This window comes from Aeromonas piscicola (assembly GCF_000820005.1).
In the GTDB taxonomy this organism is placed as follows: Bacteria; Pseudomonadota; Gammaproteobacteria; order Enterobacterales; family Aeromonadaceae; genus Aeromonas; species Aeromonas piscicola.
The window spans coordinates 99,330-114,067 of the sequence record NZ_CDBL01000032.1; the positions used below are offsets into that span (position 1 = coordinate 99,330).

The 14,738-nt window shown below is 60.0% G+C and carries 14 protein-coding genes; 5 read left to right on the top strand and 9 right to left on the bottom strand.

Annotation, left to right across the window (positions count from 1 at the left end):
* Nucleotides 1-19 precede the first annotated feature (19 nt).
* On the top strand, nucleotides 20-1,558 hold the full coding sequence (lysS, locus tag BN1128_RS04915) for a lysine--tRNA ligase (protein ID WP_042866684.1): 1,539 nt from the start codon (nucleotides 20-22) through the stop codon (nucleotides 1,556-1,558).
* Nucleotides 1,559-1,670: 112 nt separating this feature from the next.
* Here the strand turns inward: lysS and BN1128_RS04920 are convergent, their stop codons facing one another.
* Nucleotides 1,671-2,477: a PhzF family phenazine biosynthesis protein gene (locus BN1128_RS04920; protein ID WP_042866686.1), complete on the bottom strand. Its 807-nt coding sequence runs from the start codon at nucleotides 2,475-2,477 to the stop codon at nucleotides 1,671-1,673.
* Between the two features lie 199 nt (nucleotides 2,478-2,676).
* Here BN1128_RS04920 and BN1128_RS04925 point away from each other — a divergent pair, with 199 nt between their 5' ends.
* The 3 genes from BN1128_RS04925 to BN1128_RS04935 are packed head-to-tail and all read left to right on the top strand — an operon-like array spanning nucleotide 2,677 to nucleotide 6,999.
* Nucleotides 2,677-4,467 (top strand): assimilatory sulfite reductase (NADPH) flavoprotein subunit, encoded by a 1,791-nt coding sequence (locus BN1128_RS04925; RefSeq protein WP_042866687.1) that lies wholly within the window; start codon nucleotides 2,677-2,679, stop codon nucleotides 4,465-4,467.
* Entirely contained in the window at nucleotides 4,467-6,179 is a 1,713-nt protein-coding gene (gene cysI, locus BN1128_RS04930) for an assimilatory sulfite reductase (NADPH) hemoprotein subunit (protein WP_042866688.1), read from the top strand. Before BN1128_RS04925 ends, cysI begins: the two co-directional genes overlap by 1 nt.
* Entirely contained in the window at nucleotides 6,169-6,999 is an 831-nt protein-coding gene (locus BN1128_RS04935) for a phosphoadenylyl-sulfate reductase (RefSeq protein WP_042866689.1), read from the top strand. The genes cysI and BN1128_RS04935 overlap by 11 nt, the downstream gene beginning before the upstream one ends.
* Nucleotides 7,000-7,125: 126 nt before the next feature.
* On the opposite strand, the gene proX is transcribed toward BN1128_RS04935, so the two are convergent.
* The 7 genes from proX to BN1128_RS04970 all read right to left on the bottom strand — a co-directional run bounded on the left by proX (nucleotide 7,126) and on the right by BN1128_RS04970 (nucleotide 13,313).
* Nucleotides 7,126-8,127 carry a glycine betaine/L-proline ABC transporter substrate-binding protein ProX gene (gene proX / locus BN1128_RS04940; protein WP_042866690.1) on the bottom strand — a complete coding sequence of 334 codons (1,002 nt, stop codon included), beginning with the start codon at nucleotides 8,125-8,127 and terminating at the stop codon, nucleotides 7,126-7,128.
* Nucleotides 8,124-9,275: a glycine betaine/L-proline ABC transporter permease ProW gene (gene proW / locus BN1128_RS04945; protein WP_042866691.1), complete on the bottom strand. Its 1,152-nt coding sequence runs from the start codon at nucleotides 9,273-9,275 to the stop codon at nucleotides 8,124-8,126. The genes proX and proW overlap by 4 nt, the downstream gene beginning before the upstream one ends.
* Nucleotides 9,272-10,468: a glycine betaine/L-proline ABC transporter ATP-binding protein ProV gene (gene proV / locus BN1128_RS04950; protein WP_042866692.1), complete on the bottom strand. Its 1,197-nt coding sequence runs from the start codon at nucleotides 10,466-10,468 to the stop codon at nucleotides 9,272-9,274. Before proV ends, proW begins: the two co-directional genes overlap by 4 nt.
* Nucleotides 10,469-10,957: 489 nt before the next feature.
* A complete protein-coding gene (gene folA, locus BN1128_RS04955; RefSeq protein WP_042866693.1) occupies nucleotides 10,958-11,452 on the bottom strand; it encodes a type 3 dihydrofolate reductase in 495 nt (164 codons plus the stop codon).
* Between the two features lie 24 nt (nucleotides 11,453-11,476).
* The gene (locus tag BN1128_RS04960) at nucleotides 11,477-11,944 is read right to left on the bottom strand and encodes a threonine/serine exporter family protein (RefSeq protein ID WP_042866694.1); all 468 of its coding nucleotides are present in this window, start codon (nucleotides 11,942-11,944) and stop codon (nucleotides 11,477-11,479) included.
* Entirely contained in the window at nucleotides 11,941-12,738 is a 798-nt protein-coding gene (locus tag BN1128_RS04965; protein ID WP_042866695.1) for a threonine/serine exporter family protein, read from the bottom strand. The genes BN1128_RS04960 and BN1128_RS04965 overlap by 4 nt, the downstream gene beginning before the upstream one ends.
* A 233-nt stretch (nucleotides 12,739-12,971) precedes the next feature.
* Complete coding sequence (locus BN1128_RS04970; RefSeq protein WP_042866795.1) at nucleotides 12,972-13,313, bottom strand: DUF3135 domain-containing protein; 342 nt, start codon at nucleotides 13,311-13,313, stop codon at nucleotides 12,972-12,974.
* 410 nt (nucleotides 13,314-13,723) lie between these two features.
* Between BN1128_RS04970 and mog the strand changes: the two genes are divergently transcribed.
* On the top strand, nucleotides 13,724-14,254 hold the full coding sequence (mog, locus tag BN1128_RS04975) for a molybdopterin adenylyltransferase (protein WP_042866696.1): 531 nt from the start codon (nucleotides 13,724-13,726) through the stop codon (nucleotides 14,252-14,254).
* A gap of 47 nt (nucleotides 14,255-14,301) precedes the next feature.
* Here mog and BN1128_RS04980 read toward each other — a convergent pair whose 3' ends face one another.
* On the bottom strand, nucleotides 14,302-14,718 hold the full coding sequence (locus BN1128_RS04980; RefSeq protein ID WP_042866698.1) for a DUF2541 family protein: 417 nt from the start codon (nucleotides 14,716-14,718) through the stop codon (nucleotides 14,302-14,304).
* Between the last annotated feature and the right edge of the window lie 20 nt (nucleotides 14,719-14,738).

Here is a 14,738-nt window from a genome sequence, read left to right on the forward strand (position 1 = left end):
CAGAACAGCAGGAATCACCATGTCTGAACAAACCACAACTCCGGAAGTCGACCACACTCTCGAACTGAACAACGAGATGACGGAGCGTCGTTCCAAGCTGGCCGCCTTGCGTGCCCAGGGCAACCCCTTCCCCAACGACTTCCGTCGTGACAGCCTCTCCGGCGATCTGCACGCCGAGTTTGGCGACAAGAGCGCCGAAGAACTGGTGGCCTTGGGTAAACAGGTGAAGATTGCCGGTCGCATCATGACCCGCCGGATCATGGGCAAGGCGTCCTTCGCCACCCTGCAGGACATGGCTGGCAAGATCCAGGTCTACGTGACCCGTGACGATCTGCCGGAAGGCTTCTACAACGAGCAGTTCAAGAAGTGGGATCTGGGTGACATAGTCGGCGTGGAAGGCACTCTTTTCCGCACCAACACCGGCGAACTCTCGGTGCACGTATCCACCATACGTCTGCTGACCAAGGCACTGCGTCCGCTGCCCGAGAAGCACAAGGGCCTGACCGACCAGGAAGCGCGCTGCCGTCAGCGTTACCTGGATCTGATCGCCAACGAAGAGTCCCGCAAGACCTTCATGATCCGCACCAAGGTCGTTGCCGGCATCCGCAAGTTCTTCAACGACAAGCGCTTCATGGAAGTAGAAACCCCCATGATGCAGGTCATCCCGGGTGGCGCCTCCGCGCGTCCGTTCGTCACTCACCACAATGCGCTGGACATCGACATGTACCTGCGTATCGCACCCGAGCTCTACCTGAAGCGTCTGGTTGTGGGTGGTTTCGAGCGCGTGTACGAGATCAACCGCAATTTCCGTAACGAAGGCATCTCGGTTCGTCACAACCCCGAGTTCACCATGATCGAGTTCTACATGGCCTATGCCGACTACATCGATCTGATGGACCTGACTGAAGAGCTGCTGCGCACCCTGGCGCAGGACATTCTGGGCGACACCAAGATCCGTTACGCCAAAGAGGGCGAAGAGGGTCTGACCATCGACTTCGGTCAGCCGTTCCAGCGCCTCACCATGGTGGACTCCATCCTGAAGTACGCCGATGGCGTTACCCTGGAAGATCTCTCCACCCTGGAGAGCGCCAAGGCCGTTGCCAAGCGTCTGCACATCGAGCTGATGAAGGGCTGGGAGCTGGGTCACGTGATCACCGCCATCTTCGAAGAGACGGTGGAGCACATGCTGCTGCAACCGACCTTCATCACCGAGTACCCGGCAGCCGTCTCCCCGCTGGCGCGCCGCAACGACGTGAACCCGGACGTGACCGACCGCTTCGAGTTCTTCATCGGTGGCCGCGAGCTGGCCAACGGCTTCTCCGAGCTGAACGATGCGGAAGATCAGGCCAAGCGCTTCCAGGATCAGGTGAACCAGAAAGAAGCCGGTGACGACGAAGCCATGTTCTATGACGCCGACTTCGTGACTGCGCTGGAACACGGCCTGCCGCCCACTGCCGGTCAGGGTATCGGTATCGACCGTCTGGTGATGCTGTTCACCAACAGCCACACCATCCGCGACGTCATCCTGTTCCCTGCCCTGCGCCCGCAACAGAAATAAGCCCGATGCGCAGGCCTGACCTGCGCCTCGATGGCAATGAAACGCCCCGCAACTGCGGGGCGTTTTTTATGGCGAAGGCAGCCCGGTGGCGGTCCCTCACGCTGGCGGCACCTCATGAGGTGGGCGGCAGCAGCCACTCCCCCTGCCACAGGGTCAGCGCCTGGCCCGACATCAGCACCCGGTCCCCCTGCAACTCGAGCACAAGCTCCCCGCCGCGCGCCGAGATCTGGCGCGCCTTCAGTCGAGTCTTGCCGAGACGCTCGGCCCAGAAGGGCGTCAGGGCACAGTGGTTGGAGCCGGTGACGGGATCCTCATCCACCCCGACCCAGGGGGCGAAGTAGCGAGAGACGAAGTCATCATCCCCGCGGCTGGAAGGGGCCGTCACTATCAGGCCGCGACCGGGCAGGGCGCCCAGGGCGTGAAAATCGGGGGTGAGCGCGCGGACTTCCTCCTCGCTTGCCAGCTCCAGCAGAAACTTGGCGCCGGCGGCCAGGGTCTGCACGGGTGTACAACCAACCGCCGCCCCATAGGCCGGATCCATCGCCAGAGGCGTGAGCGGAATGCGCGGGAAGTCGAGCCGAATCCACTCCCCCTCGCGCCTGGCCAGCAGTTCCCCGCTGCGGGTCTCGAAGCGGATGACCTCCTGCGGTGCCACAGCCCCCGTCTGCCACAGCACATGGGCGGCCGCCAGGGTGCCGTGACCACAGAGATCCACCTCTACCTTGGGGGTAAACCAGCGCAGCCGATAGTGCGCCGCCCCCAAGGGACTGAGGAAGGCGGTCTCCGACAGGTTGAACTCGGCCGCCATGGCCTGCAGCCGCGCATCGGACTGGGCCGGCCCCAGTACCACCACGGCCGGGTTGCCGCCAAAGGGCTGTCGGCTGAAGGCATTGACATGAAACAGTCTGATAATCGACATTCGCTTTTCCTGTGGTGCCACGACCGGGCTCATTCTTCGCCGTTTATACCATGAAACCGGGCCCTGCCCGAACGGGCCCAGGAGCCCGTCAGGTACGTTTTTAATGCACTAATAGAATAAAAAAGACATTTTTATTCTTTGTTGTTATCCATCACACCCCTTAACCTGACCAAAAATCAGACCATGGAAGACGAGTGTGATGCAATTGAAGGATTCTCTGACCAACCTAGCCCCCCTCTCTGATGAACAACAACGTCAGCTGAACCAGGCGCTCTCGACCCTCAATACCCAGCAACTGGTCTGGGTGAGCGGCTATCTCTACGGTCTCTCCCAATCCGGCAGCCAGCCTGCTGCGGCCAGCGGTGCGCTGGCGGCGCCCGGCGGCAGCCTGACCATTCTCTACGGATCCCAGACCGGCAACGCCAAGGGCGTGGCCAGTGCCATCAAGGCGCAGGCCGAGGCACGCGGCCTGCCGGTGACCCTCACCTCCATGGCGGACTACAAACCCAAGCAACTCAAGAAAGAGACCCATCTGCTGGTGGTAGTGAGCACTTACGGGGAGGGTGAACCACCGGAGAGCGCGGTCGATCTGTTCGAGCAGCTCAAGAAGGGCAAGGTCGGCAAACTCGAGGGGCTCAAGTTCGCCGTGCTGGGGCTGGGTGACAGCTCCTACGAATTTTTCTGCCAGACAGGTCAGGACTTTGACAGCCTGCTGACCAAGGCGGGCGCCGATCGCATTCATGAGCTTGCCAGCCTGGATGTGGACTATCAGGATGCAGCCAAGGCCTGGGGCGAGCAGGCGGTCAATGCCATTGCCGCCACGCTTTCTGCCGGGGTTGCCACCAGCAGCGTGGCGGGGGCAGTGCAAGCGGCTGTCGGTCACAGCCAGTACGACAAGGCAAATCCCTTCCCGGCCCGCCTGTCGGTGAATCAGAAGATCACCGGCCGCGATTCCACCAAGGATATCCGCCATATCGAGATCAGCCTGGAGGCGTCCGGCATCACCTATCAGCCGGGGGACGCCCTCGGGGTCTGGTTCGACAACGACGCCGATCTGGTCGGCGAAGTGCTGGCCCTGGCCGGGCTGAGCGGTGACGAGGCGACCGCCCATGGCAGCCTGCGCGAGGTGCTCACCCGCAATCTGGAACTGACCCGGTTGCACGGCGGCTTTATCACGGGATTGGCAGAGATCTCGGGTAGCGCAGCGCTGAAAGACCTGGCCGGTGACAAGGCTCAGGTCAATGCCCTGGTCGCCTCTGCCCAGGTGGTGGATGTGCTGAAACGCTTCCCGACCCCCTTGAGCGCAGAACAGCTGGTCGGCCTGCTGCGCCCCCTCACCCCACGCCTCTACTCCATCGCCTCCGCCCAGAGCGAAGTGGAAGAAGAGGTGCACCTGACCGTTGGCGTGGTGCGCTACCCGCAAGAAGATGGCACCGTGCGCAGTGGCGCCGCCTCCTCCTATCTGGCCGACCGGCTGATTGAGGATGCCGAGGTCCGGGTGTTCGTGGAGCACAACGACAACTTCCGCCTGCCAGCCAATCCCGATACCCCCGTCATCATGGTGGGACCGGGCACCGGCATCGCCCCCTTCCGCGCCTTTATGCAAGAGCGTGAGGCCCAGGATGCCTCGGGCAAGAACTGGCTCTTCTTCGGCAACCCCCACTTCACCCAGGACTTCCTCTATCAGCTGGAGTGGCAGCGCTATGTGAAATCGGGCCTGCTGTCGAAGATTTCGCTGGCCTTCAGCCGGGATCAGGCCAACAAGATTTATGTGCAGGACAGGCTGCGCGAAGCGGGCCTGGAACTCTACCAGTGGCTGGAAGCAGGCGCTCACTTCTATGTCTGTGGTGACGCCAACAAGATGGCCAAGGATGTGCAGGAGGCCCTGCTGGATGTGATTGCCGAACACGGTCACAAGAGCCGTGAGGAAGCAGAAGAGTATTTGAGCGAATTGCGTCGTGCCAAACGTTATCAAAGGGATGTCTATTGATGAGCAAACAAGTGATTCCGGGACCGGTAGAAGGACCGCTGGCCGACAACGAGCGCCTCAAGCGCGAGAGCAACTTCCTGCGCGGCACCATAGCGCAGGATCTGCAGGATCCCCTCACCGGCGGCTTCAACGGCGACAACTTCCAGCTGATCCGCTTCCACGGCATGTATCAGCAGGATGACCGCGACATACGCCCGGAGCGTACCGCCCAGAAGCTGGAGCCCCTGCACAACGTCATGCTGCGCGCCCGTCTGCCGGGCGGCATCATCACCCCGGCCCAGTGGCAGGTGATCGACAAGTTCGCCGAGGAGCACAGCCTGTATGGCAGCATCCGCCTCACTACCCGCCAGACCTTCCAGTTTCACGGGGTATTGAAGCGCGACATCAAGCTGATGCACCAGACCCTCAACAGCACGGGCATAGATTCCATCGCCACCGCTGGCGACGTGAACCGCAACGTGCTCTGCACCAGCAACCCGGTGGAGTCAGCGCTGCACCAGGAGGCCTACGAATGGGCCAAGCAGATCTCCGAACACCTGCTGCCCAAGACCCGCGCCTATGTGGAGATCTGGCTGGATGGCGAGAAGCTGGGGGGGGACGAGGAGCCTATCCTGGGCTCCAACTACCTGCCGCGCAAATTCAAGACGACTGTGGTGATCCCGCCCCACAACGACATAGACGTGCATGCCAACGACCTCAACTTCGTGGCCATTGCCGAGGACGGCAAGCTGGTGGGCTTCAACGTGCTGGTGGGCGGTGGTCTGGCCATGACCCACGGCGACACCAGCACCTACCCGCGTAAGGCGAGCGACTTTGGCTTTATTCCGCTCTCCCACGTGCTGGACGTGGCGGCCGCTGTGGTCAGCACCCAGCGCGACTGGGGCAACCGGGTCAACCGCAAGAACGCCAAGACCAAATACACGCTCGAACGGGTCGGTGTCGAGGCATTCAAGGCTGAGGTGGAGAACCGCGCCGGCATCAAATTTGGCGAGGTGCGCCCCTACGCGTTCACCAGCCGTGGCGATCGCTTCGGCTGGGTCGAAGGGATCGATGGCAAACACCACCTGACCCTCTTTATCGAGAATGGCCGCCTGCTGGACTTCCCGGGCAAGCCGCTCAAGACCGGCATGCTGGAAATCGCCAAGGTGCATCAGGGGGATTTTCGCCTGACCGCCAACCAGAACCTCATCATCGCCGGTGTCCCCGTTGGCGAGAAGGCGCGCATCGAAGCACTCGCGCGCCAGTATGGCCTGCTGGATGACGGCGTGAGCGAGCAACGCAAGCAGTCCATGGCCTGCGTGGCCCTGCCCACCTGCCCGCTGGCGATGGCCGAGGCCGAGCGTATGCTGCCGGCGTTTGTCACCGACATCGAGGGCTTGCTCACCAAGCACGGGCTGGCGGATGACGCCATCATCTTCCGGGTCACCGGCTGCCCCAACGGCTGCGGCCGCGCCATGCTGGCCGAAGTGGGTCTGGTGGGCAAGGCACCGGGCCGCTACAACCTGCATCTGGGTGGCAACCTGGAGGGGACCCGCATCCCGCGCCTCTATCAGGAGAACATCACTGAGCCGCAGATCCTGGCCGAGCTGGATAGCCTTATCGGCCGCTGGGCCAAGGAGCGCGACGGGAACGAGTGCTTTGGCGACTTCGTGATCCGCGCAGGGGTAGTGGCCCCCGTCATCGACTCCGCGAGGGATTTCTATGCAGCCTGAACTGACTGATGGCGGGCGGCTGACACTGACCGCCGATGGCAGGCTCGACCTCTCCGCCCTGCTCTCCCTGAGCCGGGACGAGCAGAGCGAGGCGCTGGCGCCCCTCAACCGGGCGCTTGACGCCATGAGCGCCCCCGAGCGGGTGCACTGGGCGCTGGCGAAGCTGCCGGGGGAGCATGTGCTCTCCTCCAGTTTCGGCATCCAGGCCGCACTGATGTTGCACCTGGTGAGCCACGAACGCAGTGATGTGCCCGTGGTGTTGACCGATACCGGTTATCTCTTCCCCGAGACCTACCGCTTTATCGATGAGCTGACCGAGCGCCTCACGCTCAATCTGAAGATATACAGGGCCGAGTTGTCACCGGCCTGGCAGGAGGCGCGATTTGGTCTCTTGTGGGAGCAGGGAGTCGAGGGGATCACCCGCTACAACCAGCTCAACAAGGTGGAGCCCATGGATCGCGCTCTGAACGAGCTGGGCGCCCAGACCTGGTTCTCCGGCCTGCGCCGGGAGCAGTCAGGCAGCCGGGGCGCGCTGCCGGTACTGGCCATCCAGCGCGGCCGCTTCAAGTTCCTGCCGGTGATCGACTGGAGCAACAAGGATGTCTTCTACTACTTCAAGGAGTTCGATCTCCCCTACCACCCGCTGTGGGAGCAGGGTTACCTCTCGGTCGGCGATGTGCACACCACCACCAAGTGGGAGCCGGGCATGAGCGAGGAGCAGACCCGTTTCTTCGGCCTCAAGCGCGAGTGCGGCCTGCACGAGGAGAGTGGCAAGGAGAGTGCCCAGGAAAGTGGCGAGCAGAGCGGCTCCGGCATCTGAGCCCGCTGGCAAGGCAGGCTCCTGACAATAAAAAACGCCCGGCACTTGCCGGGCGTTTTTTATTGCTGAGGTGCAGCAGCTCACGTGCGCAGGGAATAGGGCCCTGCACGCCGCCACGCCATCCGCTTATTGCACGGCAGCGCGCGCCTGGGTCAACCAGTCATTGATCAGGGCATCATGCCCCTTGAGCCAGGCCATCACATGGCGCTCTACATCCGCCTGGGTGTTTTGACCCTTGTTCATGAGCCCGTTCTGGATATTGATGTCATTAAGGGGCAGCTTGACGATGCTAAACAACTTGGCCGCCGCCGGATTGGCTTCGGCGAACGCCTTGTTGGCCACTATGTGCATGGTATTCACGGTAAAGCCGTAATCTTTGCCGTTGGGCAGGCGGGTCTGCACTGCATCCTTGGCATTGGCAGGCACTTCCAGCCACACCACGTCCCGTCCCGGCACCAGCTCGCTGCTCAGCCAGTAGGGGGTCCAGGTGTAGTAGAGCACCGGCTTGCCACTCTGGTAACGGGCCCGGGTGTCGGCGATCAGGGCCGCGTAGTTGCCCTGCTTGTGAGTGACGGTCGGGGTCAAACCAAACGCATCCAGATGATGATTGATGGCCTCTTCACAGCCCCAACCCGGGTTGCAGCCCACCAGATCCGCCTTGCCGTCGCCATCGCCGTCAAACAGCGCCGCCAGCTTGGGATCCTTGAGCTGTCCCAGATTGGTGATGCCGTACTGGGTTGCCGTCTTCTTGTCGATGAGGTAACCCTGGGCGGCGCCCGATACATAGGTGCCCTGGCGGAAGAACACCTTGTCGCCGCCAGCCTGTTCGTACTTGTTGTCTTGCAACGGGATCCAGTTAAAGGCCAGGAAGGTGCCGTCGCCTTGTGCCACCGAGGCGTAGGCCACGTTGTAGTCCACCTCCTGCACAGGCTGGACGTCATAGCCCAGGCGGCCCATCAGCTTGCTGACCAGCAGGGTCTGGAAGGTCTCTTCCGGCAGGGAGCTCTGCAAGGGTTGAACGCGGATCCCCTCCCCCGGTAATTCAGCGCTGGCCACGGCGACAGAACTCAGTAACAGGGAGTTCAGCAACAGTGTGCTCAGGGTCAGTGTCCTGGTAATGGGTTTCATGCGTTTACTCCTTTGTAATCAATAGATTTGCTACGGCCACGCAAGCGCATCAGCAGGGCCACGGGACCATGTTGATACCAGCGGCCTGTGTGGCTGCGATCCCGCTGCCCCATTGCCTGGGTCAGACGGTCGAGCACTATGGCCAGCAGCACTATGCCAAGGCCACCGATGGAGGCGAGCCCCATGTCGAGGCGACCTATGCCGCGCAACACCATCTGGCCCAGACCACCGACCGCTATCATGGAGGCGATCACTACCATGGAGAGTGCCAGCATCAGGGTCTGATTGACCCCGGCCATGATGGTGGGCATGGCCAGTGGTAGTTGTACCTTGAACAGCAACTGGGAGGGGCTGGCGCCAAACGAGTGGGCCGCCTCCACCAGATCTTCAGGCACTTGCCTGATCCCCAGCATGGTCAGCCGGATCATGGGTGGCAGGGCGAAGATGACGGTCACCACCACGCCGGGCACGTTGCCGATACCGAACAACATGACGATGGGAATGAGGTAGACGAAAGCCGGTGTGGTCTGCATGGCATCCAGCAGCGGTCGGGTCCAGGTAGACAACCGCTCGCTACGGGCCAGCAGAATGCCGACTGGCAAGCCAATCAGGATGCAGAAGAAGAGCGAGGTCAGCACCAGCGACAGGGTCACCATGGCATCGGACCAGGCACCTATGAGCCCGATCCCGACGAGAGAGAGCAGGGTGCCAAGGGCCATGCGACCATTGACCATCTGCCAGGCGATCAGGGCCATCATCCCCATCATCAGGGTGGATGGCACTGTCTGCAGCAGATGGGTCATGGCGTTGAGAGTGACCTCTACCGGTGCCCGGATCAGCTGAAACACAGGACGCAGGTTCTCGACCAGCCAGCCGATACCGCTCTCCACCCAGACATCCAGCGGCACCAGCGCCTGCTGGAAGGGATCCAGCCAGTCGACTGCCGCAGAGGTATCCGTCGCTTCAATCTGGTTCTGCCAGTCAGCGGCTTCAGTCTCTGTGCTGCCCCAGGGATCCGTGGCAACAGTCGCGGAGGCAGAGGCACCCCAGGGGTCGGCCTGCGCCTCATCGGCCCGGACGGGGGCACTCGCCAGCAGCAAGAGTGCCAGCAAGCCGGTCAGCAGACGATGAAAGGATTTGATATTCATACCGGGGTACTCCTGTCCAGGGTGTTCAGCAAGTTGGCTTTGGAGATAAGGCCCAGGTAGGTGCCATCTTCCTCGACCACGGGCACCTGACAGGGCGCTGAGGCCACCTGACTGATGAGTTCATTGAGCGAGGTGTCGCCCAGGATGGGCTGGATATCGGCCAGCAAGGCCTGCTCCAGGCTTCCTTTGTTTTTCACCGCCTGACCGAGCGACTCGACCGAGACGACCCCGAGGAAGCGACGACTGCGATCCACCACGTAACCGAACTCCCGCTCCTGATCCTTGAGCTGACGCAGGGCGTTGCCCGGCCCATCCGTGGTGTGCTTCTTGATAAGCGGCATCTGCTTGCGGCTGACGATATCGCGGGCACTGAACACATTGGCCAGATCCACGCCGCGAAAGAAGGCACGCACATAATCGTTGGCCGGTTGGCTCAGGATCTCGTCGGGGGTCCCGACCTGGATCACCTGACCATCCTGCATGATGGCGATGCGATCACCGATACGCATCGCTTCATCCAGATCGTGGGAGATAAAGACGATGGTGCGCTGATGGCTGGCCTGCAGCTTGAGCAGCTCATCCTGCATCTCGGTGCGGATCAACGGATCCAGCGCGGAGAAAGCCTCATCCATCAGCAGGATATCGGGGTCATTGGCCAGTGCGCGGGCCAGACCGACCCTTTGCTTCATGCCACCGGAGAGGGCATCGGGGAAGGAGTCCACCCACTGGCCCAGACCCACCTGATTGAGTGCCTGGCGGGCACTTTCCTGACGTTCGAGAAGCGGTACACCGGCCAGCGCCAGACCAAAGGCGGCATTTTCCAGCACGCTCAGATGGGGCATGAGGGCGAAAGATTGGAACACCATGCTGATCTTCTTGCGCCTTACCTGACGCAGCTCGCTGTCCGAGATGGCGGCGATGTCCTCACCGTCGATCAATACCTGACCACGGGTCGGCTCGATAAGGCGGTTGAAGAGACGCACCAGGGTGGATTTGCCCGAACCGGACAAGCCCATTACCACGAAGATTTCTCCCTCGTGGATGGCGAGATCCACCCCATGCACACCCAGGGTTTGGCCCGTCTTTTTCAAAATGCTGGCACGGTCGTGCCCTTTCTCCAGCAATTTGAAGACTTTCTCCGGCTGTTCTCCGAAGATTTTATAGAGTGATTTGACTTCGAGTTTGACTGTCATACTGTCCTATTTTTATTGTCGGCATCTTGGTAATTAACCTGCCGAACGCCAACCAATTATTTACTACACTAAGCAATTTTTGATAAAAACGAAAGAACCATAGGAGTCCACACAAAACAATGAAAACATAACAAATTGATTTTATTCATTTATTTTTGGCAATAAAAACCAATAAATCGACAAGCATGACCCATGCCAGCATGATTATTTTATTAGATAACTAATCACATTGGTGTTTTGACAGGCGAATCGGAGGGGGCAACCAGGCAGATCGGGGGGATGCCGCCAGGCAGGATCCCGAACAGGCAGCAGGGCATGAAAAATCCTTACAGTCCTAATGATATGTAGGCAAAAAACGAGGGTATATAGGAGGGGGGGTTGAACGCAGCAATGGTAAAGGCCTTGCCTGCCGGACAGCCCTTTGTTGCAAGAAAAAAGCCCCCTGTGCAGCACAAGGGGCTTTCGGCTTCAACGGTTATTCAATGTGGTTCAGCGCCGCTGCCAGGTTTCGAAGCAATAGGGGTGAGGATTCTGCTCGTCGGGCTCATGGGGTTCGCGCTCAACGCAATGCCACTCGCCCTCCTCGAAGGCGGGGAAGCGGGTATCCCCGGCCACCGCCAGATCGATTCTGGTCAGATAGAGGCTGTCGGCCTGTGGCAGCAGCTGGCCATAGAGATGACCACCGCCGATCACCATCAGCTCGTCCACATTTCCGGCGCTTGCCAGCAGCGCCAACGCGGCCTCGACAGAATCGACTACCTCCACCCCGTCGGCCTGGTAATCGGGGTTGCGGCTGATCACCAGATTGCGCCGCCCTGGCAGCGGCCGACCAATGGATTCGAAGGTCTTGCGCCCCATCAACACCGGCTTGCCCAGCGTCACCCGCTTGAAGTGGGCCAGATCCGCCGGCAGGTGCCAAGGCATCTGGTTATCCAGGCCTATCACGCGATCGTGCGCCATGGCGGCAATCATGGAAATCTTCATGGGGTCAGCCTCTCACACCGTCTATCAAATAATGGGCCGGTTACGGTACACGACCAGGGAGGGGATCGCCAAACCGAAACTGAGGGCCCCCACGATGAACAGTGCCTTGAGGCCGTTCTCCACCGCACTCTGGATAAGGTCCATGGTCACCCCGGAGATGTTGAGCTCCACCACGGCGATCATCGCCTTGAACGCATAGCTGCCCGGGATCATGGGGATGATGGAGGCGACGCTGAACACAGGGCGCGGCGCCAGCAGCCGACGGGACCAGTAGACACAGACAAAACCGACCGTGGTCGCCGCCGCCAGGGTGGCCCACTCGATGGGCATGCCGTAATGAATGAGCAGGGTGCGCAGGCTATGGGCCAGGGCGCCGCCCATGGCGCAGTACTTCAACATGCGTGGCGGCACGTTGAACAGCATGGCAAACCCTACCGCCGGAATGGAGGACCAGAAGGCATCCTTGGCCAGCAACCAGACAAGATCCATCATACCTTCCACCCCCAGATACCAGTGACCGACATGGCCAGAATGATACCAATAGCGGCGCTGATGGTGAGCAGGGTTGCCGTACCCCAGCGCGCCAGCCCCATGTTGAAGTAACCCTTCACCATGTCGGAGACCGCATTGATGAGCGGGAAGCCCGGCACCAGCAAGAGCACGCTGGCAGCCATGGCGAGATAGGGCTGGGCGCCCCAGTTGAAGAAGGTGGCACTGGAGGAGAGCAGGGTGGCGATGAAACCGGTTGCGGCAAAGTTGATGAGCGGGCTGTGGTGGTGGCGAGCGATCAGCTGGCGCACTCGCATCGCCACGGCGGAGGAGAGGCAGGTCACCAGGAAGATGGGCCAGTCACCGCCGAACAGCAGACTGAAGGCGCCGCAGGAGAGGCCCACCATGGGCACCACCAGCCAGGGGTGGTAATGAAACGGCACTATGCCGTCGAGCCGCTGACGCACCTCGCGCGCACCGATCAGCTCCTTCTCCGCCATGATGCAGATGCGCTGGATCTCGCACACCACCTGCATGTTGATGCCGTGCTCCCGCACCCGGCGGGTGGTAGTGACGCAACTGCCCTGATAGAGGCTGGTGAGCACTATGGCGCTGGAGGAGATGGCCATCTCGACGCTCTCCAGCCCCAGCGCCATGCCGAGCCGGATCGTGGTCTGCTCTATGATGCGACTCTCGGCTCCGAACTGGGCCAGCATCTGGCCCACCTTGACGATGATACGGGTGATCTCTGTCTGCTGCTCCCGCGACAGCACCCGTCTTGGTGTGATACTTCTCATAATCCCTTCGAGTCGTAGCAAAATTAAAGTATCGCCATATTAGCCTAACTGTCGGCGCCATACATCCACACCGATCACGGCAATAATCAATTTTCAATAAAACAGTGAACGCCACGAAAATACATCAAATATATTACAAATCACCCCAGATAAATTAACGTCAGCAAGCGGGCCTCACCCGATGAAGAATATACAATGCGGGATAATATTCAGCCATTCCATCAAGGGGATATTTATTTCTTCTTGTGATAATAATCGAATAAAGAAACCACATTATTTTCTCTGTAGATGGGGGCTTGGTCGGCATAGAGATTGACATTAAGCTGGATCATCTCGCTGCGCATGGAATAAAAGGAATCGTGCATCATGGCCGCAATACGAATACAGCTATCCATATTATTCTTGGCCAATTGACGCTGACAGTCGATACGAAACTGCAGGCCGCGCAATCGCTGCTGCTGCTCCGGACGGACCCGGTCGATCAACCCCTCTATTTGCTGGCGCAGCAACTCGTCGAGCCGCTCCGGCTCCGCCACCGCCAGTCGCCTCAAGGTATCAAAATCAGGCAACTCCATATGCCCTCCCGCGGCCAGCCGCTGCATGGTGATACTCAAACAACAACGATCAGTACAGCATTCAACCAACCGTATAATGAGTTATATAAGACGATTGCCCTCCAGGTTCAATCCATACCACGGCCTTTCGAGGCTGACTGCGCCAAAAAATGACCGCTGCTCGGTGGATTATTTTCTTATTCGTTATGGATCAACCAATTAATCATCAATATGGCTGCTGCATTCGTTTATACATTTTTAGGACGACAATACCCAAGCCTTATGTCTTATTGAAAGGGAGTCGGCACGACTGTTTGTCATTCGACACTCAATGTTGTGTCCCAGCCTCGCCAACGCCTGACCTCATTTAACATATCTCACTGATTATGTTATTTTATTTGCCACTTATTCCAGGCAACCAAGAGCAGACCATGAGCAAGGCAAGAATCGGCATCGTCACCGTCAGCGATCGCGCCAGTGCAGGCATCTACGAAGACCTCTCCGGCAAGGCCATCATAGACACGCTGAACGCATATTTGACCTCAGAGTGGGAACCCGTCTATCAGGTGATACCGGATGAACAGGATCAGATCGAGGCGACCCTGATCCGGCTGGCGGACCAGGAGCAGTGCAGCCTCATCGTCACCACGGGCGGCACTGGCCCAGCCAAGCGGGATGTAACCCCCGAGGCCACCGAGGCGGTGTGCGATCGCATGATGCCGGGCTTTGGCGAGCTGATGCGGGCCGAGTCCCTCAAGTTCGTGCCGACCGCCATTTTGTCGCGCCAGACCGCAGGCCTGCGCGGCAGCTCGCTCATCGTCAACCTGCCGGGCAAGCCCAAGTCCATCCGCGAGTGCCTGGATGCCGTCTTCCCCGCCATCCCCTACTGCATCGATCTGATGGAAGGGCCCTATCTCGAATGCAATGAAGCCGTCATCAAGCCGTTTCGCCCCAAGAAATAAGCCCTGAGTGGACGGGGAGATCCCCGTCCACTTCTTATTTGCGGTGTTTATTTGCGGCCGTATACCTTGACCCCGGCCTTGCTCCCCTCTGAATTGCCATAGACCTCGATCCGCTTGATGCAGAGTCGGCTACCGAGAGACTTCCACCCCGATTCCTGATCCTCTTTCAGATCCTTGTCGAAATTGAGGGTCTTGCTGCGATCATTGCCGTAAAACACCTTGACCCGGTTAAGGGTCAATTCCCGTCCGGCCTTGACCATGATGGACTTGGCAGGTCGGCAGACGATGATGGGAATAATGGCCGGATGATCGCCGACGCCGAGCAGCATGGTGTTGCCGAGCCTAAATTCATCATCGGCCATGGCAGGTGTGGGCAGCGCCAATAAAAGGGTAGACAGCAAGAGCGCATTGAAGCCTTGGCGCAGGTGGGATTGAGCAGAGAAAACAGCAGATGGAACAGACATTATGCCTCCCGAAAAATGGG

Coding starts and splice junctions, on each gene's coding strand:
- proV (WP_042866692.1), bottom strand. CDS start 10,468: ATGACAGTCAAACTCGAAGTCAAATCACTCTATAAAATCTTCGGAGAA.
- lysS (WP_042866684.1), top strand. CDS start 20: ATGTCTGAACAAACCACAACTCCGGAAGTCGACCACACTCTCGAACTG.
- BN1128_RS04960 (WP_042866694.1), bottom strand. CDS start 11,944: ATGATGGATCTTGTCTGGTTGCTGGCCAAGGATGCCTTCTGGTCCTCC.
- BN1128_RS04925 (WP_042866687.1), top strand. CDS start 2,677: ATGCAATTGAAGGATTCTCTGACCAACCTAGCCCCCCTCTCTGATGAA.
- BN1128_RS04980 (WP_042866698.1), bottom strand. CDS start 14,718: ATGTCTGTTCCATCTGCTGTTTTCTCTGCTCAATCCCACCTGCGCCAA.
- BN1128_RS04935 (WP_042866689.1), top strand. CDS start 6,169: ATGCAGCCTGAACTGACTGATGGCGGGCGGCTGACACTGACCGCCGAT.
- BN1128_RS04965 (WP_042866695.1), bottom strand. CDS start 12,738: ATGAGAAGTATCACACCAAGACGGGTGCTGTCGCGGGAGCAGCAGACA.
- proX (WP_042866690.1), bottom strand. CDS start 8,127: ATGAAACCCATTACCAGGACACTGACCCTGAGCACACTGTTGCTGAAC.
- BN1128_RS04920 (WP_042866686.1), bottom strand. CDS start 2,477: ATGTCGATTATCAGACTGTTTCATGTCAATGCCTTCAGCCGACAGCCC.
- BN1128_RS04970 (WP_042866795.1), bottom strand. CDS start 13,313: ATGGAGTTGCCTGATTTTGATACCTTGAGGCGACTGGCGGTGGCGGAG.
- cysI (WP_042866688.1), top strand. CDS start 4,467: ATGAGCAAACAAGTGATTCCGGGACCGGTAGAAGGACCGCTGGCCGAC.
- folA (WP_042866693.1), bottom strand. CDS start 11,452: ATGAAGATTTCCATGATTGCCGCCATGGCGCACGATCGCGTGATAGGC.
- mog (WP_042866696.1), top strand. CDS start 13,724: ATGAGCAAGGCAAGAATCGGCATCGTCACCGTCAGCGATCGCGCCAGT.
- proW (WP_042866691.1), bottom strand. CDS start 9,275: ATGAATATCAAATCCTTTCATCGTCTGCTGACCGGCTTGCTGGCACTC.